The 18,179-nt window shown below is 73.7% G+C and carries 19 protein-coding genes; 6 read left to right on the top strand and 13 right to left on the bottom strand.

Annotation, left to right across the window (positions count from 1 at the left end; all coding sequences use genetic code 11):
• Positions 1–9: 9 nt before the first annotated feature.
• Positions 10–987 (bottom strand): o-succinylbenzoate synthase, encoded by a 978-nt coding sequence (locus ACZCAH_RS07465; RefSeq protein ID WP_464340464.1) that lies wholly within the window; start codon positions 985–987, stop codon positions 10–12.
• Between the two features lie 138 nt (positions 988–1,125).
• The gene (locus ACZCAH_RS07470; protein ID WP_464340465.1) at positions 1,126–2,148 is read right to left on the bottom strand and encodes a DUF4352 domain-containing protein; all 1,023 of its coding nucleotides are present in this window, start codon (positions 2,146–2,148) and stop codon (positions 1,126–1,128) included.
• A 478-nt stretch (positions 2,149–2,626) separates the two neighbouring features.
• On the opposite strand from ACZCAH_RS07470, the gene ACZCAH_RS07475 reads away from it, so the two are divergent.
• From ACZCAH_RS07475 to ACZCAH_RS07485, 3 genes are all read left to right on the top strand, one after another.
• Entirely contained in the window at positions 2,627–3,595 is a 969-nt protein-coding gene (locus ACZCAH_RS07475) for a 1,4-dihydroxy-2-naphthoyl-CoA synthase (protein ID WP_464340466.1), read from the top strand.
• A gap of 1 nt (position 3,596) precedes the next feature.
• Positions 3,597–4,997: an AMP-binding protein gene (locus tag ACZCAH_RS07480; RefSeq protein WP_464340467.1), complete on the top strand. Its 1,401-nt coding sequence runs from the start codon at positions 3,597–3,599 to the stop codon at positions 4,995–4,997.
• Positions 4,998–5,252: 255 nt separating this feature from the next.
• Complete coding sequence (locus ACZCAH_RS07485) at positions 5,253–6,137, top strand: 1,4-dihydroxy-2-naphthoate polyprenyltransferase (protein ID WP_464340468.1); 885 nt, start codon at positions 5,253–5,255, stop codon at positions 6,135–6,137.
• Between the two features lie 14 nt (positions 6,138–6,151).
• On the opposite strand, the gene ACZCAH_RS07490 is transcribed toward ACZCAH_RS07485, so the two are convergent.
• Entirely contained in the window at positions 6,152–6,469 is a 318-nt protein-coding gene (locus tag ACZCAH_RS07490; protein WP_329748976.1) for a DUF4229 domain-containing protein, read from the bottom strand.
• 45 nt (positions 6,470–6,514) lie between these two features.
• Between ACZCAH_RS07490 and ACZCAH_RS07495 the strand changes: the two genes are divergently transcribed.
• Complete coding sequence (locus ACZCAH_RS07495) at positions 6,515–6,835, top strand: PLD nuclease N-terminal domain-containing protein (protein ID WP_329747424.1); 321 nt, start codon at positions 6,515–6,517, stop codon at positions 6,833–6,835.
• A gap of 63 nt (positions 6,836–6,898) precedes the next feature.
• Here the strand turns inward: ACZCAH_RS07495 and ccsB are convergent, their stop codons facing one another.
• From ccsB to ACZCAH_RS07525, 6 genes are all read right to left on the bottom strand, one after another.
• Complete coding sequence (ccsB, locus tag ACZCAH_RS07500; RefSeq protein WP_464340469.1) at positions 6,899–7,927, bottom strand: c-type cytochrome biogenesis protein CcsB; 1,029 nt, start codon at positions 7,925–7,927, stop codon at positions 6,899–6,901.
• Positions 7,924–9,492: a cytochrome c biogenesis protein ResB gene (gene resB, locus ACZCAH_RS07505; RefSeq protein ID WP_464340470.1), complete on the bottom strand. Its 1,569-nt coding sequence runs from the start codon at positions 9,490–9,492 to the stop codon at positions 7,924–7,926. The genes ccsB and resB overlap by 4 nt, the downstream gene beginning before the upstream one ends.
• Positions 9,492–10,268, bottom strand: coding sequence for a cytochrome c biogenesis CcdA family protein (locus ACZCAH_RS07510; protein ID WP_464340471.1), 777 nt, complete (start codon positions 10,266–10,268; stop codon positions 9,492–9,494). Before ACZCAH_RS07510 ends, resB begins: the two co-directional genes overlap by 1 nt.
• A complete protein-coding gene (locus ACZCAH_RS07515) occupies positions 10,265–10,846 on the bottom strand; it encodes a TlpA family protein disulfide reductase (RefSeq protein WP_329748972.1) in 582 nt (193 codons plus the stop codon). Before ACZCAH_RS07515 ends, ACZCAH_RS07510 begins: the two co-directional genes overlap by 4 nt.
• On the bottom strand, positions 10,843–11,490 hold the full coding sequence (locus ACZCAH_RS07520; protein WP_464340472.1) for a histidine phosphatase family protein: 648 nt from the start codon (positions 11,488–11,490) through the stop codon (positions 10,843–10,845). Before ACZCAH_RS07520 ends, ACZCAH_RS07515 begins: the two co-directional genes overlap by 4 nt.
• A 134-nt stretch (positions 11,491–11,624) precedes the next feature.
• The gene (locus ACZCAH_RS07525) at positions 11,625–12,131 is read right to left on the bottom strand and encodes a MarR family winged helix-turn-helix transcriptional regulator (RefSeq protein WP_464340473.1); all 507 of its coding nucleotides are present in this window, start codon (positions 12,129–12,131) and stop codon (positions 11,625–11,627) included.
• 119 nt (positions 12,132–12,250) lie between these two features.
• Between ACZCAH_RS07525 and ACZCAH_RS07530 the strand changes: the two genes are divergently transcribed.
• The gene (locus ACZCAH_RS07530; protein WP_464340474.1) at positions 12,251–12,778 is read left to right on the top strand and encodes a YceI family protein; all 528 of its coding nucleotides are present in this window, start codon (positions 12,251–12,253) and stop codon (positions 12,776–12,778) included.
• A gap of 73 nt (positions 12,779–12,851) precedes the next feature.
• Entirely contained in the window at positions 12,852–13,157 is a 306-nt protein-coding gene (locus ACZCAH_RS07535; RefSeq protein ID WP_329748968.1) for a glutaredoxin family protein, read from the top strand.
• Positions 13,158–13,305: 148 nt separating this feature from the next.
• Here ACZCAH_RS07535 and ACZCAH_RS07540 read toward each other — a convergent pair whose 3' ends face one another.
• The 4 genes from ACZCAH_RS07540 to ACZCAH_RS07555 form a co-directional block, all read right to left on the bottom strand.
• On the bottom strand, positions 13,306–13,404 hold the full coding sequence (locus tag ACZCAH_RS07540) for a 30S ribosomal protein bS22 (RefSeq protein WP_019174583.1): 99 nt from the start codon (positions 13,402–13,404) through the stop codon (positions 13,306–13,308).
• Between the two features lie 113 nt (positions 13,405–13,517).
• On the bottom strand, positions 13,518–15,155 hold the full coding sequence (locus ACZCAH_RS07545; RefSeq protein WP_464340475.1) for a GTPase: 1,638 nt from the start codon (positions 15,153–15,155) through the stop codon (positions 13,518–13,520).
• Positions 15,152–16,882, bottom strand: coding sequence for a dynamin family protein (locus tag ACZCAH_RS07550; RefSeq protein ID WP_464340476.1), 1,731 nt, complete (start codon positions 16,880–16,882; stop codon positions 15,152–15,154). Before ACZCAH_RS07550 ends, ACZCAH_RS07545 begins: the two co-directional genes overlap by 4 nt.
• A gap of 13 nt (positions 16,883–16,895) precedes the next feature.
• Entirely contained in the window at positions 16,896–18,146 is a 1,251-nt protein-coding gene (locus ACZCAH_RS07555) for an acetoin utilization protein AcuC (RefSeq protein WP_464340477.1), read from the bottom strand.
• Between the last annotated feature and the right edge of the window lie 33 nt (positions 18,147–18,179).

Raw genomic sequence — 18,179 nt, forward strand, 5'->3', positions numbered from 1 at the left:
GAGCGTAGGTCAGAGCAGGTCCGCGCAGTCCGCGAGGCGCTGCTCCCAGGCGGCGGCGAGCGCCGGCGGGGCCGCGTGGCGGGTGAGCAGGTCCTCGTCGGGGACGGGCCTTTCGACGGGGATCCGGCCGTCCCGGGCGAGGAGCGGGTCGGCGACGAGGTCACCGGTGAGCAGGGTCGCGGTCCCGAGTCCGCAGGCGTGCTCGAGGCGCGGGAGGGCGGCAGCGAGCGCGAGCCCGGCGGAGAGGCCGAGGCTCGATTCGATCGCCGAGGAGACGACGACGGGCAGCCCGGCCTGCTCGGCGAGCTCGAGGCAGCGCCGCACACCGCCGAGGGGCTGGACCTTCATCACCAGCAGGTCGGCGGCCTCGGCGCGGGCGACGCGCAGCGGGTCCTCGACGCGGCGCACCGACTCGTCGGCCGCGATCGGCACGTCCAGCTCGCGGCGGAGGGTCGCGAGGTCCTCGAGCGCCGCGCAGGGCTGCTCGGCGTACTCGAGCCCGCCGGCGGCCCGGTCCAGGAGAGGCAGCGCGGCGCGGGCCTCGTCGAGGGTCCAGGCGGCGTTCGCGTCGATCCGGATCCGGGCGGAGGGGCCGAGGGAGTCCCGCACCGCCTCGAGGCGGGCGGCGTCGGCGGAGAGATCGCTGCCCGGATCGGCGACCTTGACCTTGGCGGTGCGGGCCCCGCCGACGCGGGCGATGCGCGCGGCGAGGGCCGGCTGGACCACGGGGATCGTGGCGTTGACCTCGATCTCCTCGCGCAGCGGCACGGGCCGCTCGAGGGTCGCGTCCTCGAGCGCGGCACGCAGCCAGGCAGAGGACTCGGGGGCGTCGTAGTCCCAGAAGGGTGAGAACTCGGCCCAGCCGGCAGGCCCGTGCAGGAGCAGTCCGTCGCGCACCTCGATCCGGCGGAAGCGCGTGGTCATCGGGATCGCCCAGGCGTGGGCGCGGTCGATGCCGAGGTCGCGGAGCGGGGCGGGGATCTGCATGGGCGGGGGCTCTCCAGGGTCCGAGGGCGGGCTCTCCAGGCTAGCGCCGCGGAGGGGGACGGGACGGCCCGCCCCTGCTGGGACGGCGCGCACCCTCCGTCCCGGTCCGGGGCGGAGAGTGCGGGCGGGGCGGGTCCGTCAGGCGACGGAGACCACGGCGGTGTCACCGAACCAGCCGGGGGTCATCTCGAGGGTGCTGATGGTCGCGCCCTCGGGGATGTCGAACACCAGCACGCCGGTGTAGGTGTTGCCCGGGTTGACGCTCTCGAAGATCAGCGCGTCGTCGCGGTACCACTCGTCGTCGGAGGACGAGTATTCGACCCCGTCGCCGACGAGCACGAAGTCGTAGGAAGAGACATCGATCGCATCGGTGCCGGTGTTGTGGATCTCCACCGTCACGAGCACGAACTCGCCCTGCGGCTCCGCCTCCAGGTACTCCATGCCGATCTTCTCGACCCCACGCTCGACCGAGGTGACGGTGAGCTGGACGTCGTCGGCCTGGACGACCTCGCCGATGCCGGCGACGGCGGGCGCCGCCTGGTCGGCGGGAGCCTCCTCGGTCGCGGCGGCGTCCTCCGCAGGCACGGCCTCCTCCACGGCGGCGTCCTCGACGGGCGCCTCTTCCGCCGGGGCGTCCTCCGCGGGAGCCTCCTCAGCGGCGGGCTCCTCGGCCGCAGCCTCCTCGGCCGCCTCCTGCTCCACGACCTCCTCGGCCACGACGGGATCCGGCTCGGGCGACGCGGAGTCGGATCCGCCGCGGACGGTCCCCTGGAAGATGAGACTGAGGAGGACCAGCACGCCGGTCACGATCCAGGCCATGAGCTTGTACCGGTCACGGTCCGCGAGGGGGCGGCCGTACTTGTCGCGGCTCGCACCGGCGAGGTGCAGGATCACGTCGATCAGCGCCCAGATGCCGCAGCCGCCCAGGGTGAACAGCTTGCCGAGACCGAGACCCACCTGGCCGAGGTAGAAGCGGTCCACGCCGAAGATGCCCAGGAAGCAGGAGAGCAGCCACGTCACCAGGAAGGACTTCTGGGGCACGCCGACGGGTGCCTGACCGGGCAGGGGCTGCCCGCCCGGGACCGCCGCCCAGGTCGCCTGCTGGGCGGTGGGCGCCGCGTACGGGCTCGCCACGCCGGGGGCCGGGTACGGGCTCGCCACCGGATACGGAGTAGGAGCCGGCTGCGGTGAGCCGTAGGGCGACGGCGAGGCACCGTACGGCGACTGCTGGGCCGCGTCCGGGGACTGCTACTGCGGTGCCCCGTACGGCTGCTGCGCCCCGTAAGGCTGCTGCGGTGCCCCGTACGCCTGCTGGGGAGCGCCGTACTGCGCGCTCTGTCCGCCCGGTACGGACGGGGTGCCGTGGGAGTCGCGGGGATCGACTCCCTGGGGCGAGGTCGGACCAGTGGTCAACTCGTCTCCTGGTTGTTCACGAAGGGGGATGGACCTCCCGAGCGGGAACCGCACCAGTGCGGCGCCCGTCCGAGCTGTCGAGAACGACCCTAGGAAGGGGGTCCGACAGACGAGCGGGACCTTCGGCGCACAACGCCCCCGGGCGCCCTGCGCAGGGCAGATGTGAGGACCATCCCGCGCAGAGGGCCCGTCGGCCGCCCTCCCGTCGCGGACTACCCTGGCCCTCATGACCCCCGCGCCCGACTCCCCCCGCCCGGTCTCCGACCTCTTCGACCCCACCCGCTGGCGTGCGGTGAGCGCCGCGGAGCTCGGCGGGCCGGAGCTCACGGACCTCACCTACCACCGGGCCGTCGACCCCGCCGGCGCGGACCTGCCCACGGTGCGCATCGCCTTCGACCGGCCCGAGGTGCGCAACGCCTTCCGGCCACGCACCGTCGACGAGCTGTACCGGGCCCTCGATCACGCCCGCCTCGACCCGGGCGTCGGCGTCATCCTGCTGACCGGCAACGGCCCCTCCCCCAAGGACGGCGGACATGCCTTCTGCTCAGGCGGCGACCAGCGGATCCGCGGCCGCTCCGGCTACGAGTACGCCGAGGAGGAGGCGCTCGAGGACACGTCCGCGGTGCGCACCCGCTCGGCCGGGCGGCTGCACATCCTCGAGGTGCAGCGCCTGATCCGCACCATGGGCAAGGTCGTCATCGCGGTCGTCAACGGCTGGGCCGCGGGCGGCGGTCACTCGCTGCACGTGGTCGCGGACCTCTCGATCGCCTCCCGCGAGCACGCCCGCTTCAAGCAGACCGACGCCGACGTCGGCTCCTTCGACGGCGGCTACGGCTCCGCCTATCTCGCCAAGCAGGTCGGGCAGAAGCGGGCCCGGGAGATCTTCTTCCTCGCCGAGGAGTACTCCGCGCAGGACGCCTACGACTGGGGTGCCGTGAACCGCGTCGTCGACCACGAGCGGCTCGAGGAGGAAGCTCTCGCGATGGCGGCGGCCATCGCGACGAAGTCCCCGCAGGCGATCCGCATGCTCAAGTTCGCCTTCAACCTCGCCGATGACGGCCTCATGGGCCAGCAGGTCTTCGCCGGGGAGGCGACGCGCCTGGCCTATATGACCGACGAGGCCGCCGAGGGCCGCGATGCCTTCCTCGGCAAGCGCGCCCCCGACTGGTCGCCCTTCCCCCATCCGCAGGGCTGAGATGAGCACGCCCACCACGCCGGGCGACGCCCTGCCCTGGATCACGCCTGCGCCGTACGACGCCTCCGCCGCCTCCCTCACGGAGCACGTGGCGGCGGTCGGCGCGATGATGGCCGGCCGGGCCCGCCTGTGGCTCGGCCCGTTCCCCGCACCGGAGCAGCTGCCCGCGGGCTTCGAGGAGACGGCGCTCGTGGTCCCCACCTCGGGATCCACGGGCGCGCAGAAGGCCGTCGCGCTGGGCCTCGCAGCGCTGCAGGCCTCGCAGGACGCGACCGCGGAGCTCCTCACCGGGAACTCGGCCGGTGCGTCCCTGGAGGGGGCGGCCGGGGCGTCCGGTGGGCACGGATTCTGGCTGCCGCTGCTGCCGCCGACCCATATCGCCGGCGTGCAGGTCCTCGCGCGCGCCCATCGCACCGCACAGGTCCTCGGCCTGTCCGCCCCGGCGCTCCCCGATCCGCTGCCCGACCTGCGCGGTCACTTCGACGCGGAGACCTTCGTGCAGCTCGCCGAACCCGCCCTCGCGCAGGCCGAGCAGGCGGGGCTCCCGGCTTTCACCTCGCTCGTCCCGACCCAGCTCACCCGGCTCGTCACCGGGGCGACGGGGGCCGACGCCCGGGCCCGCGCCCTGCTCAAGCGGTTCGCGGCGGTGCTCGTCGGCGGCGCCGCCACCCCTCCCGACGTCCTCGCCCGGGCCCGCGGACTGCCCCTGCCCGTGCGCACCACCTACGGCTCCTCCGAGACCGCGGGAGGCTGCGTCTACGACGGTCGCCCCCTGCCCGGCGTCGAGCTGTCCCTCGACACCGCGGGTGGCGCGGGAGCGGAGGGCGAGCCGGGCGGTGCACGCGAGCCGGGCCACGCGGGCGAGCCGGTCGCGGCGGACTATGCGGTCGCGGCAGGTGAGCCGAGCACGGGGCGGCTGCTGATCGCCTCCCCCACGCTCGCGCTCGGCTATCTCACGGCCGACGGCGGGGTCGACTCCTCTGCGTTCTCCGGGATCGCGCCGCGGCGGCTGGTCACCTCCGACCTCGCCGAGATCAGCGCCGACGGCACCCTGCGGGTCCTCGGCCGCGCCGACGACGTGATCGTCACCGGCGGTCGCAAGGTCCTCCCCCAGGACGTCGAGCGCGCGATCGACCGCTCCCTCATGCTCCGCGGCCTGGTGCGCGCCGCGGTGGTGGTGGGCGTTCCCGATCCCGAGTGGGGAGAGCGGATCGAGGCGCTCGTGACCCTGGAGGACGGCGCCCGCGCCGAGGAGGCGACCGCCCTGGTCCGCTCCGCGCTGCGCACCTCCGAGGTCCCCGCGCACATGATCCCGAAGCGGGTGCACGCCGTGGACGACCTGCCGCTGCTGGGCATCGGCAAGGTCGATCGCGCCGCCGCCCGACGCCTCGCCCGCGGCTGACGGGATACCGCGCGCTCGAGGATCCGCCCCCGCTCCGCCTCGCGCCTCCGGTCCGCCCGAGAAACCCCGCGCCGCCCATCTGTCCGAGAACCCCCACAGACTTGGGGGTATTCGGTCCCTATAAGCCCAAGTCTGCGGGGTTTATGGGGCGGGAGCGGGGAGAAGGAGCGGGGGCGGGGCGGAGAGGCGGGAGCGGGGGCGGCGTAAGCTCTACGGGGCCGAGTCCCGTCGGCCGCGGACCTCCGAAGGAGCACGATGGCCAGCTGGTCTCAATGGGTGCAGGGCGCCCGCCCCCGCACCCTCCCTGCCGCTCTCGCTCCCGTCGCCGCCGGCACCGGGGCCGCGATCTGGCAGCTCGAGTCCGTCCACTGGCCCACCCTGCTGCTCCGCGCGGGGCTCGCGCTCCTCGTCGCCGTGTCCCTGCAGGTCGGCGTGAACTACGCCAATGACTACTCCGACGGGATCCGGGGCACGGACGACGAGCGCGTCGGCCCCTTCCGCCTGACCGGCTCGCGCGCCGCCGCCCCGGCCGCCGTGAAGCGGGCCGCCATCGGCGCGCTGGCCCTGGGCGCCTTCGCGGGACTCGTGCTGATCATCCTCGCCCGACTCTGGTGGGCGCTGCCCGTGGGTGTCGCCGCGGTCGCCGCGGCCTGGTTCTACACCGGCGGGAAGCGACCCTACGGCTACCTCGGGCTGGGCGAGCTGTTCGTCTTCGCGTTCTTCGGCCTGGTCGCGGTGAACGGCACCGCCTATGCGCTGACCGGGTCCTTCACCTGGGTCGCGCTGCTGTGCTCGATAGCGATCGGGCTGTTGGCCGTCTCGATCATGCTCACCAACAACCTGCGCGACATCCCCACCGACCGTGAGAGCGGCAAGATCACCCTCGCCGTGCGTCTCGGCGATCGCGGCACCCGCTGGGCCTTCTCCGCGGCGGTGCTCCTGCCCTTCGCGCTGATGGTGCCGGTGATGGTCGTGCAGTGGCCGGTGCTGCTGGTCCTGTCGGCGCTGCCGCTCGCCCTGCTGCCCGCGCGGGTGGTGCTCTCCGGGGCGGAGGGCAGGTCGCTCATCCCGGTGCTCGGCGCCGCCGGCCGTCTCGAGCTGGTGTTCTCGCTGCTGCTGCTCGCGGGTCTCGTGCTCTGAGCCCCCTGCGCTGACTAGTCCCCCGCCCCGGCCTTGCGAGCGTCCTGCTCGTCGTCGCGGGAGTCCTCCGCCTCGTCGAGGGCGGCATCCTCGGCCTCGGCGTCCTCGTCTCGGACCGGGCCGCGGCGCTCGACCCGCGCCTCGTCGGCGGCCTGCAGACCCGCCGCGGCGTTCTCCCGCACCCTCCCGAGGAACAGGAACGAGATCATCATCGCGATGAGCACGGCGAGGACCCCGGCGAGCATCACGCCCACGCCCGCCAGGGCGAGCAGGTACCACAGCACCAGCCACAGGGCGATGCGGATCAGGGCGTAGCCGAGGACGTTGCGCATGGGGACCAGGGTATTGCTCCCAGCCCGAGAACCTAGACTCGCTGCATGCTCCGCGGAATCTCGGTCGTCCTCTCCATCGCGCTGACGATCTTCGCCCTCGCGGACTGCGTGCAGACCACCGATGACAAGGTCCGCGGCATCCCGAAGTGGGCGTGGATCGTGCTCATCGTGCTGATCCCCTGGGTCGGGCCGCTCACCTGGCTGTTCGTGGGCAAGGAGCGCCCGTGGAACACCCAGCCGCCGCGGCGCAGCGGCCCGCTGGCGCCCGACGAGGACCCCGACTTCCTGCGCCGGCTCGACGAGGACATCCGCCGGGAACGTCGCGAGGGGCGCTCGCGGGGCGAGGACGGCTCCTCCTCCGAGTGACCGCTCCCCCGGGTCTCCCGGCGCCGGCTCCGGAGCAAGCGATCAGCGATCAGGCCCCGCGGCTCACAGCCCCGAGTACGAGTGCAGTCCGTTGATGACCGTGTTGACGATCGTGTAGTTGAAGACCACGGCGAGGAAACCGGCCAGCGCGAGCCAGGCCGCGCGGGTGCCGCGGAAGCCGCCCGTGGTGCGGGCATGCAGGTAGGCGGCGTAGATCACCCAGATGATGAAGGTCCACACCTCCTTGGGGTCCCAGCCCCAGTAACGGCCCCAGGCCTCGCGGGCCCAGATCGCGCCGAAGATGAGGGTGAAGGTCCAGCATACGAAGCCGACGGAGTGGATGCGGAAGCTGAGCCCCTCGAGCACGGTCGAGGAGGGCAGGCGGTCCAGCACCCGGCCCATCGCGCCCCAGTGCCCCTCGCCCGCCCGCTCGTGCTGGGCCTGGGCGAGCTGCAGACCCGCGACGACGGCGCCGAGGATCGACAGGGACGTGGCGAGCACGGCGACGGCGATGTGGATGTAGATCCAGTGGGAGTTCTGCAGGCTGGGGGTGAGCTCGGCGGCGGGCACGATCCACACCAGCTGCGCGAGCATCAGCGCGAGCAGCACGGGGCCGAGGACGAAGGTGCCCAGCACCCGCAGCTCGGCGCGGCGGATCGAGAACACCAGGAAGGCGAGCATGACCACGGCGGTGCTGGTGGTCGCGAACTCGTACATGTTCGTCCACGGCACCTGCTTGGTCGCGCCGGAGCGGGTGGCGACGCCGAGCAGGTGCAGCGCCGTGCCGAGGCCCGCGAGGACGAAGGCGAAGGTCTGCGCGGACATCGTGCCGGGAGCGCGCGGGGATCCGACGGGCCCCTCCGCGTCGACGTCCTGAGCACCGGCGCCGGACGCCACGGCCGACGAGGCGGGCACCGCGTCGCCGGTCACCGCCCCCGCGGCCACCAGCTCCTTCCGGGCGAGCTTCTCGTCGCTGCGGCGCTGGGAGGTGGAGGCGAGGTCGGCCGCGAAGCCGATCAGCGCCAGCACGTACAGGATGATGGTGACCATGATCGCCAGGGAGGAGATCTCGGCCAGCTGCTGATCGATCACGGGGCACTTCCTTCGGTGGACTCGACGAGTCGGCGGGCGAGGGTCCTCACATCATCCTCCAGATCCGGGTCATCGCTGCGCGCGAGACCGGCGACCTCGAGCACTCCCCCCGATCCGACGCGCACCCACACCCGTCGGCGGGGCACGAACAGCGACAGGATCAGGCCGGTCACCGCCGTCAAGGCGCTCACCAGCACCCAGCGCTCGAAGGGGTCGTGGGCGACGTCGAAGGCGGCGTAGCGCTTGATGCCGTCGAAACTGATGGTGGTGCCGTCGGGCAGCTCGTACTCCTGGCCCGGGTAGAGGCGGAGCAGCACGGGGTTGCCGCTCTCGTCCGTGACCGGGGTGAGGGTGGAGAGATCGACCTCGTAGGCGTTCTGCGGCACGCCGTCGTCGAGGCCGAGGTCGCCCTGGTAGACGGTGAGGGCGAGCTGCGGGTCGACGAGGTCGGGGTACTGGGAGTGGGGGCCGCTCTCGTCGATCACGCCCGTGGGCAGGAAATAGCCGACCACGGCGGTCTGCTCGGGGCTCGCGTCGGGCGCCTTGAGCACCACCTGCGAGGTGTAGCCGACATCGCCGAGCGGCACGGTGATCAGGGGGCCCTCGGCGACGACGGTCCCCTCCGGGTCGGTGACCGTGATCTCGGGGGCGTAGCCGTTGCCGAGCAGGTACATGGAGGCGCCGTCGACGTGGAGCGGCTTGTTGACCTGCACGGTCCGCTCCTGCACCGCGCCGTCCTCGCCCGTCACCGCGACATCGGCCTCGAAGCTCGTCGGCTGGCCGACCTTCGAGGGATCGCCCTCGAGCACGTACTCGGCGCGGAACTCCTCGAGGGTGAAGCGGAAGGACGGCAGGTCGGCGGGGTCGAACCAGGCCCCCGACTGGAAGGAGTCGTACTGGGTGAGGGAGTTGGAGAAGCCGCCGCCCTCGACGACGGTGATCTGCCCGTGGTAGCGGGTGAGCTGGCCGCCGGCGACGCAGATCAGCACGCCCACGAGCGCGATGTGGAAGAGCAGGTTGCCGGTCTCGCGCAGCAGACCCCGCTCGGCGCTCAGCGAGTCCCCCGTGCGCTCGACGCGGTAGCGACCCCGGCGCAGGCGGCGGTGCGCGGTCTCGAGGAGCATGTCGGCGTCGGCCTCCGGCAGCTCCACGCGGGTGTAGCCGGTGAAGCGGTTGAGCCGGGAGGGGGTGCGCGGGGGCCGCGAGCGCAGCTGGCGCAGGTGCACGCCGACGCGCGGCACGATGCACCCGATCAGGGAGATGAACAGCAGCAGGTAGATCGCCGAGAACCACGGGGAGGAGAAGACCTCGAAGAAGCCCAGGGTGTCCAGGATCTCGCCCCAGCGCCCGTTCTCCTCGAGGAACTGCTCGGTGAGGGTCGGGTTGACGCTGCGCTGCGGGTACAGCGAGCCGGGCACCGCGGCGATCGCGAGCAGCATCAGCAGGATCAGGGCGGTCTGCATGCTGGTCACCTGCCGCCACAGGAACAGCAGCGTGCCGCGCAGCCCGAGGGAGGGACGGCTCGTCGCCTCGACCTTGCTGCTCCAGGAATCGTGCTCGTTCATCACACCACCGGCTCGAAGGTCGCGATCAGGCCCTGCAGGGAGCCCATCCAGGCGGTCCACACCCCGGTCATCAGCAGCACCCCGATCGCGATCAGCAGCGCCCCGGAGAGGAGTCCGATCGCCCGACGATGCCGGGAGAGCCGACGGCTCAGCCCGAGGGCGCGGTCGAACAACAGGGCGAAGAGCACGAAGGGGATCCCGAGGCCCAGCGAGTAGGCGAGGGACAGGACGGCGCCACGCATCACCGCGCCGTCTCCGCCGCCGTCGAGGGACAGCGCGGCGATCGCGGCGTAGGTGGGACCGATGCAGGGGGTCCAGGACAGGCCGAAGATGAGGCCCATGAGCGGGGCTCCGAGGAGCCCGGCGTCGGGCCGCTTGGAGGTGACGGGCCGGTTGGCGCCGAGACCCGGGAACACCCCGAGGAAGACCAGACCCATGAGGATCACGATCGCGCCGGCGATCCGGTTGATCCACACCGTATGGGCCTGCAGGAGGTAGCCGAGCGCCCCGGCGAAGCCGCCCAGCACCATGAACACCACCGCGAAGCCGGCGACGAAGAGGAGCGACCCGAGCAGCATGCGCCGAGTGTCGGGCTTGCCGCTCTCCCGCTGCCCGGCGAGCCCTGAGACGTAGCCGAGATAGCCGGGGACCACCGGCAGCACGCACGGCGAGAGGAAGGCGACGAAGCCCGCGGCGGCGGAGACCGCGAGGGCCAGCAGCAGTGATCCGTTCAGGGCGGTGGCCTGGAAGGCGGCGCCGAGGTCGGCCCCGGTCATTCGGCGAGGACCGTGTCGAGCATCGCCCGCAGGACGGACGGGTCCGCGGCGCCGGAGATGCGGGCGGCGACCCGCCCCTCCCGGTCGAGCACGAGCGTGGAGGGCACGGCATTGGGGGCGACCTGGCCGCGCAGGGCGTACATGATCTGCGCGTCGGTGTCGGGCAGGGACGGGTAGGTGATGCCGTACGTCTGCTCGAAGGCCTGCGCGGGTCCCGCTGCGTCGCGGACGTTCACCCCGAGGAAGGCGACGCCCTGTGCGGCGTACTCCTCGGAGATCGCCTGGAGGTCGGGGGCCTCCTTGCGGCAGGGCGGGCACGAGGCGTACCAGACGTTGAGCACGAGCACCTCGCCGCGGAGGTCGGCGCTCGCGAGGTCCTCGCCGTCGTAGGTGGTGCCGGAGAAGTCCAGCGGCTCGTCGCGCTGCTCCGCGGGGATCTCGGTGGTCACGCCGTCGCCGGAGACGTAGCCGGCGTCCCCCGAGGAGTAGCGGCCCGAGGTGTCGGTCCCACAGGCCGCGAGGACGGCGGTGAGCGAGAGCCCGCCGGCGGCGGCGAGCAGGGTGCGGCGGGTGGTCACGTGAGCTTGCCTCCGGTGGCGTCGACGGCGTGCACGGTGAGCGAGGCCGCGGGCTCGGCGTAGTCGACGCCCGTGAGGCGGTCCCCGTCGAAACGCAGGGTCGTGACCGAGCAGAGCGCGCACTGCCGACGGCGCGGGTCGTGGATCAGGGGGCGTCCCTCGGCGCTGCGCCGGGCGAGCCAGATGGGCAGCTGGTGCAGGACCAGCACGGCCTCCCGACCCTCCGCCTCGGCACGGGCCTGCTGCACGGCGGCGGCGACGCGGGCGACCTGCGCCCGGTAGGGCTCGCCCCAGGAGGGACGGAAGGGGTTCGCGAACCAGCGCCAGTTGCGGGGATCCGTGAAGCGGGCCTCGCCGTGGCCCATGCGCTGCCCCTCGAAGCGGTTCCCGGACTCGATCAGCCGCGGATCGGTCGTGACCTTGAGGCCGTGCGCGGCGGCGATGGGCGCGGCGGTCTGCTGGGCGCGCAGCAGCGGGGAGGCGCGCACGAGGGCCACGTCGTGCTCGGCGAGGTGGGCGCCGACGAGGGCCGCCATCTGCTCGCCGCGCTCGGTGAGGCGGTAGCCGGGCAGGCGGCCGTAGAGGATCCGTTCGGGGTTGTGCACCTCGCCGTGGCGGACGAGGTGGACCGCGGTCGTGCTCATGGGCGCCGGCTCCTTCCCTGATCGTCCCGCTGCTCCTGGCAGAGCCGCCTCACGGTACCAACCACGTCTGGGACGAGCCCGCGCGCGAGGCGGTGGGCGCGGCGGGCATCACGTCCGTCGACCCCTCGCGGGACTCACTCGGCGGTCGCGGGGCGCACGGCGATGGGAGCGTCCTCGGGCAGCGTCCCGCCGAGGATCCGACCGAGCTCGAGGAAGTCCGCATGCCCCACGACGTCGAGCAGGTTCTCGCGCACGGAGCGCACGTGCAGGGGCGCCGCACGCTCGAGCAGGGCCATGCCGGCGTCGGTCAGCTGGGCCTGGCGCCCGCGGCCGTCGGAGCTGCAGCGCACCCGCTCGACCAGGCCCCGCTTCTCCATCCGGGAGATCGTGTGGGTCAGGCGCGAGCGCGAGTGGACGACGCGGTCCGCGAGCTCGGACATGCGCAGGAAGCGGTGCTCCTCCTCGGAGAGGCGCACCAGGATCTCGTACTCGCCGAGGGTCAGGTCGATCTCCGGATCGGACTGCAGCGCCTCGGTGAGGCGGTCGGTGAGCAGGGTCGTGGCGTAGAGGAAGCGCCTCCAGGCCAGCTGCTCCTCGCGCGTCAGCCAGAGACCCTCAGGGCTTGACTCCGTGTCGTGCATCACGTTCTCCTGTTCCTCGCGACTCGCGGTTGTGTCCGGATCAATCCTAGTTTATCTTTCAAGCAAGCGCATCAGTCTCGACGAGATCCTGCGGCACCGACCCCGAGAAGGAGACCCTCATGAACGACCTCACCCCCGGCACCTGGACCCTCGACCCCAGCCACACCTCCGCATCCTTCACCGTCCGCCACGCGGGCATCTCCAAGGTCCGCGGCCAGTTCACCGACATCGAGGGCACCCTCGTCGTCGCCGAGGGCGGCGACCTCGCCTTCACCGCGTCCCTCAAGACCGCGTCGGTCGACACCGCGAACTCCGACCGCGACAACCACCTCCGCTCGGGCGACTTCTTCGACGCCGAGACCCACCCGGAGATCACCTTCCGCTCCACCGGCCACCAGGGCGACACCCTCACCGGCGAGCTGACCATCAGCGGCGTGACCAAGCCCGTCGAGCTCGACTTCACCTACGAGGGCGCCGCGACCGACCCCTTCGGCATCTACCGCGCCGGCTTCACCGGCGCGACCAAGATCTCCCGCAAGGACTTCGGCCTGACCTGGAACGCCGCGCTCGAGGCCGGCGGCGTGCTGGTCTCCGACGAGGTCAAGATCGCGATCGAGGCGGAGTTCACCGCTCCCACCGCGGCCTGATCGCCCCCGCACCCTCGACGGGCCGTCCGCAGACCGCGGGCGGCCCGTCGTCGTGCTCGCTACAGTGCCGCCCATGAGCACGCCCCGCATCCCCTCCCCCTCCGATCCGAACGCCCGCGTGGTGTACCTGACCCGTGAGGGCTGCCATCTGTGCGACGACGCCCTGCCGGTGGTGCGCGCCGAGGCCGATCGCGCCGGCACCTCGGTCGAGGTGCGCGACATCGACGAGGACGAGGCGCTGCGGGCCGACTGGACCTACGACGTGCCGGTCGTCATCGTCGACGGCGCCGTGCACGCGAAATACCGGGTGGACGCCGCGGAGCTCCGCTCCGCGCTCGCCCGACGTCCCTGGTGGAAGCGCCTCACGGGCCGCGCCTGAGGCCCCCAGGTCGCGCCCGGCGGTTCGCGCCGGACGGGGGCGGGCCGCGCCGGACCCCGGCGGGCCGCGCACGGCCCGAGCCGCCCCCGGACGGCGAGAGGGCCCCCGTCCGCGTGGACAGGGGCCCTCTCTCGCGGTCAGACCGCGATCACTTCTTGTTGCGGCGCTGGTGACGCGTCTTGCGAAGCAGCTTGCGGTGCTTCTTCTTGGACATGCGCTTGCGTCGCTTCTTGACGACAGAACCCATAGATGGCCTCAGATCTTCATGGTGGTGAAAGGTTCATGAGTGCGCGGCCCACGGAAGTGCTCCCTCGAGGAGACCCCGGGGCCGGCGCCACGATCGACGCACCATTCTACACGTCACTCCCCGTGGGCCAGTGCGAGATCCGTCGCAGCCCCCGCCGCCAGGCGCAGCTCCTCGTCGACCTCCCGCACCACCAGCGAGTCCGCGACCTCCGCGACCCGCTCGCGCAGCAGCCGGCGCGCCCGTCGGGTGCGGACCGCGGCGGCGAGCGCGGCGAGCGCCGTGCCGAGCAGGCCCAGCAGCAGGCCGGCCGCGAGGCCCAGCACGATCAGCGCGGTGGGCAGCGGGACGGGGATCCACAGGCCTTCGAGCATCGGCAGCGGCAGCGGCGGGATCCCGGCGAAGGCCAGGGCGGCGTTGGCGGCGAGCCAGCCGAGGCCCACCACCGCCGTCAGCAGCGCGAGCCACTGGAGCACGTCGAGCACGGGCCACCACCAGGAGGTCTCCCGGGAGCGCAGGTCCGCGCCCGCGACGGCCTGGTCGAGCGCATCCGGCAGCTCGTCCTCGCGGGAGCGGGCGGCGGTGCGGATCGCGGCGCGCCAGGGATCGGTGCCGCCCGCCGAGGCGGCGTCGGCGAAGCGGCGCACGCCGCCGGCGGCACGGGCCCGGGTCGCCGGATCGGCCTCGGGCAGGGACGATCGGTGCACCTGCTCGTCGGCACGCTCGCGGCCGAGTCCGAGGCGGGCGAGGGGGTCGGCGCGGAAGCGGCGCAGCCAGCGCACGGGCGGCCAGCCGACGCGGCCCGCCGCGCGGTGGCGGTAGGAGCCGCCGACGGCGCTCGCCACCGGCTCGACCCGCGCGGCGACCGCGAGGTCGTCGACGAGCTCGGAGACCTGGGCCTCCGCGCTGCGGGCGGGGAGCCCGGCCGGGTCGGCGGCCGCGCGCAGGGACTCGGCGGCGGCGCGCACATCGGCGCGGTGGCGGGAGGCGACGGCCTCGCGTCCGCGGGCCACGTCGGTCAGCAGGTCCCGCAGCGGCTCGATGCCCTCCCCGGTCTCCGCGGAGACGCCGAGCACCGGCGCCCGCTCGAGGCCGTCGCGGCGCGCGAGCTGCTCGAGGGCGGCGAGCACGCCCTCCCGCTCCGCGGACCGGATCCGGTCGAGCTGGTTCAGCACCAGCACGGTGACGGCGTCGTGCCCCGCGAAGGGCTGCACGAAGTCCTGGTGGAGGACGGCGTCGGCGTACTTCTGCGGGTCGGTGACCCACACCAGCACGTCCACGAGGCCCGTGAGCCGCTCGGCGATCGCGCGGTTGCCGAGCTCGACCGAGTCGAGGTCCGGCAGGTCCAGGAGGACGAGGCCCGAGTCGCCGGGGAGGTGGTGGCGGTCCTCGACCTCGAGCCAGTCCAGCAGCGGGTCGCTGCCCGCACCGCCGAAGACCGCGGCGACCGGTGCGGAGGTGGTGGGGCGGCGCACCGCGGCGCGCGTCACCTCCTGGCCGACGAGCGCGTTCAGCAGGGAGGACTTCCCGGAGCCGGTGGCCCCGAAGAGCCCCACCACGGTGTGCTCGGCGGAGAGGGCGCGGCGGCGGTCGATGCGGCCCACGACCTCCTGGGCCGCGGAGACGTCCCCGCCCGGGGCGACCGGGGCGAGGGCGTCGGCGGCCCGGGCGAGGGCGTCGAGGCGGTCCGCGAGCGGGGCACCGTCGCGGCGGGACCTGCGCGAGGAGCCGGAGGAGCGGGAGAAGAGGCTCATGCGCCGCTCCTGACCTCGTCGGCGAGCGCGTCGAGGGCGTCGGCGTCGGCCGCGAGGAGCTCCCCCGTGCCGACCTCGCCGAGGGCGTCGAGGCGGTCGAGGAAGGGGGCAGAGCGCCCGGCGACGAGGGCGTCGAGACGCTGGCCGAGCCGCTCGCGAGCGATGCGCGCCATGCGGCGCACGGCCTCGTCGCCGAAGATCGTCTCGAGCAGCTTCTGCCCGACCACCGCGGTCGCGGCGCCGGCGCCCACCTCGAGGCCCGTCGGCACGAAGGCGGTCGAGGCGAAGACCACGATCATCAGGGCGACGCCGACGGCGTTCACGCCGAGGGAGAGCAGCCGCGCCCGCGTGCGGCGATCGGCGCCCTCGGTGCGCACCAGCTCGAGCACCTCGCCCTGCCAGGCGCGGATCTCGGCGGTGACCTCGTCGACATAGCCCTCGGGGAGCCGGGAGAGGTCCCGGCCCTCGGCGAGGAGGCGGCCGGAGGGGCCGGCCCGCCAGGCGGCGTCGGCCCGTTCGGCGCCGCGCGCGGTCTCGTCGATCACCACGTGCACGAGCCCGGTGCCGAGCGCCTGCTCGGCCGCGATCGCCGGGGCGGGACGACCGGTGAGGGCGAGGCCGATGCGGTCCCGCACGCGGGAGACCATGCTCTCCAGGCTCCGGAACAGTTCGCCGGTGCCGACCACGTCCTGCCAGCGGGCGAGCACCTCGCCGCGGAGCAGGGAGCCGTCGCCGAGGGCCGCGTCGATCCGCTCCCGGGAGCCGGAGAAGGCCTCGATCGCCACGTCGCGCAGGCGCTGGCGCTCGGCGTCCTGGGCGCGCGCCTGCTCGGCGAGGGTGCGGGCGGAGCCGGCGAGGGAGGTGATAGAGCCGGCGAGGGTGCGGCGGGCGATGCGGGAGCGGGCCTCGCCGTCCTCCGCGAGGGACTGGACGTGCGCCCGCAGCTCGGCGATCCGCTCGGGGGCCAGCAGGCCGTCGGTGTCGAGCTCCGACTCGGGGACCAGGAAGAGGCGGTCCGGGGCGAGACCCTGCCGCTCGAGCATCGCGCGGAGATCCGCGGCGAGCTCCTCGGCGACGCCGGGGCGGTCGGGGATCCGGTTCATCACCACGTCCACGGTGACATCGCGTTCGGCGGCGCTGCGCAGCACCTCCCAGGGCACGGCGTCCGCGTAGCGGTTGGCGGTGGTGACGAAGAGCCACAGGTCCGCGGCGCGCAGCAGCTGCCGGGCGAGCTCCCGGTTGCCGGCGGCGACGGAGTCGATGTCAGGGGCGTCCAGGAGCGCGAGGCCCGCGGGGATCCGCTCCTCGGCCCGCAGCTCGAGCGAGGTGGAGGGGGTGAGGTCGCCGGTGGTGGACTCGACCTCCCCGCCGGTGACGCGGGCGAGGCCGGGCAGGATCCGGGTGCCCGTGAACCAGGCGCGGTCCTGGGGGTGGTGCAGCAGCACCGGCCGACGGGTGGTGGGGCGGATCGCTCCCGAGCGGCTCACCACGGCGCCGACGAGGGAGTTCACCAGGGTGGATTTGCCCGCGCCGGTCGAGCCGCCGATCACGGCGAGCAGCGGGGCGTCGAGGGAGTCCAGGCGCGGGACCACGTGGTCGCCGAGCTGGGTGAGGGCGGCGGTGATCTCGGCGCGGGCCTGCTCGGCGCCCTCGAGGGGCAACGGCAGCTCGAGGGCGCGGAGGTGCTCGGCGAGGTCCTCGAGAGCGGCGGGGCGCTGGGTGGTCATGCGGCCCAGTGTGTCAGTCGAGGAACGGATCCAGACCCCACTCGGGGAAGGCGACGCGTCGCGCGGCCTGCACTGCCCGGTCCAGGTCGTCCTCGGGGTCGAAGCCGGCGGACCAGTCCTTGATCGTGAGCGGCCGGCCGTCGCCGTAGCGGGACATGGCGGGATCCGGGGAGAGGCCGTGGGCCGTGCGGGCCCGACCCTCCGTCGTCAGGTAGGAGGCCGGGAGGGGCTCGGCGGGGTCGAGGGCCTCCCCCGTCGCCACCGCGATGAGCTGGGCCCAGGAACGGGGCACCACGTCGATCACGGCGTACCCGCCGCCCCCGAGGGCGAGCCAGCGGCCGTCGCACACCTCGTCGGCCAGCTCGCGCACGATCAGCATCGCCTCGCGGTGCGCCTCGAGGGTGACGGAGAAGTCGGCGAGCGGATCCGCCCGATGCGTATCCGCGCCGTGCTGGGTGACCAGCACCGTCGGCCGCACCGCACGCACCAGCGCCGGGACCGTCGCGCGGATCGCGCGCAGCCAGCCGTCGGCGGTGGTGCGCGGCGGGAGGGGGACGTTGATCGCGGAGCCCTCCGCCCCGGGCCCGCCCGTGTCCTGCACGAAACCGGTGCCGGGGAAGAGCCGCTCCCCCGTCTCGTGCACCGAGAGCGTCACCGCGCGCGGCTCGTCCCACAGGGCGAGCTCCACGCCGTCGCCATGGTGGACGTCGAGGTCGACGTACATGACCCGCTCGGCGCCGGCGTCGAGAGCGTGGCGGATCGCGACCGCCGCGTCGTTGTAGACGCAGAAGCCGGAGGCGCTGCGGGGCCGGGCGTGGTGGAGACCGCCCGCGACGTTCACGGCGCGCCGCACCCTGCCGGTGAGGATCGCGTCCATCGCGGCGAGGGAGCCGCCGGCGATGCGGGCGGAGGCGGTGTGCATGCCCGCGAAGGGCGGGACGTCGTCCCCGCCGATCCCGAACGCGATCAGCGCGTCGAGCTCCTTCGCGGTGAACGCGGGGAGGCCATCGCGCTCGGAGGCGGTGCGCACCGCGGCGACGTACTCGGGATCGTGGACGGCGGTGAGCTGGGCGTCGGTCGCGACGGGCGGGTCCAGGTCGACCACTCCCGGTCGATCCAGCAGACCTGCGCAGCGCGCGAGCTCCCGGGTCAGCTCGAGACGGATCGGGGACATCGGGTGGTAGGGGCCGAAGTCGTACTCGCGCAGCGCCTCGGACCACACGATGCCGGTGCGGGCGGCGGGGAGGGCGGCGTCGGCGACCATGCCCCGAAGGGTAGCCGGGGTCGTAGACTGCCG

Source organism: Brachybacterium sp. B718/18, assembly GCF_055454375.1.

Excerpts from the sequence above, each read along its gene's own strand:
- ACZCAH_RS07525 (WP_464340473.1), bottom strand. The coding sequence starts at position 12,131 with ATGCACGACACGGAGTCAAGCCCTGAGGGTCTCTGGCTGACGCGCGAG.
- ACZCAH_RS07535 (WP_329748968.1), top strand. The coding sequence starts at position 12,852 with ATGAGCACGCCCCGCATCCCCTCCCCCTCCGATCCGAACGCCCGCGTG.
- ACZCAH_RS07545 (WP_464340475.1), bottom strand. The coding sequence starts at position 15,155 with ATGAGCCTCTTCTCCCGCTCCTCCGGCTCCTCGCGCAGGTCCCGCCGC.
- ACZCAH_RS07490 (WP_329748976.1), bottom strand. The coding sequence starts at position 6,469 with ATGCGCAACGTCCTCGGCTACGCCCTGATCCGCATCGCCCTGTGGCTG.
- ACZCAH_RS07555 (WP_464340477.1), bottom strand. The coding sequence starts at position 18,146 with ATGGTCGCCGACGCCGCCCTCCCCGCCGCCCGCACCGGCATCGTGTGG.
- ACZCAH_RS07465 (WP_464340464.1), bottom strand. The coding sequence starts at position 987 with ATGCAGATCCCCGCCCCGCTCCGCGACCTCGGCATCGACCGCGCCCAC.
- resB (WP_464340470.1), bottom strand. The coding sequence starts at position 9,492 with ATGAACGAGCACGATTCCTGGAGCAGCAAGGTCGAGGCGACGAGCCGT.
- ACZCAH_RS07485 (WP_464340468.1), top strand. The coding sequence starts at position 5,253 with ATGGCCAGCTGGTCTCAATGGGTGCAGGGCGCCCGCCCCCGCACCCTC.
- ACZCAH_RS07520 (WP_464340472.1), bottom strand. The coding sequence starts at position 11,490 with ATGAGCACGACCGCGGTCCACCTCGTCCGCCACGGCGAGGTGCACAAC.
- ACZCAH_RS07530 (WP_464340474.1), top strand. The coding sequence starts at position 12,251 with ATGAACGACCTCACCCCCGGCACCTGGACCCTCGACCCCAGCCACACC.
- ACZCAH_RS07480 (WP_464340467.1), top strand. The coding sequence starts at position 3,597 with ATGAGCACGCCCACCACGCCGGGCGACGCCCTGCCCTGGATCACGCCT.
- ACZCAH_RS07495 (WP_329747424.1), top strand. The coding sequence starts at position 6,515 with ATGCTCCGCGGAATCTCGGTCGTCCTCTCCATCGCGCTGACGATCTTC.
- ACZCAH_RS07475 (WP_464340466.1), top strand. The coding sequence starts at position 2,627 with ATGACCCCCGCGCCCGACTCCCCCCGCCCGGTCTCCGACCTCTTCGAC.
- ACZCAH_RS07550 (WP_464340476.1), bottom strand. The coding sequence starts at position 16,882 with ATGACCACCCAGCGCCCCGCCGCTCTCGAGGACCTCGCCGAGCACCTC.
- ACZCAH_RS07510 (WP_464340471.1), bottom strand. The coding sequence starts at position 10,268 with ATGACCGGGGCCGACCTCGGCGCCGCCTTCCAGGCCACCGCCCTGAAC.
- ACZCAH_RS07540 (WP_019174583.1), bottom strand. The coding sequence starts at position 13,404 with ATGGGTTCTGTCGTCAAGAAGCGACGCAAGCGCATGTCCAAGAAGAAG.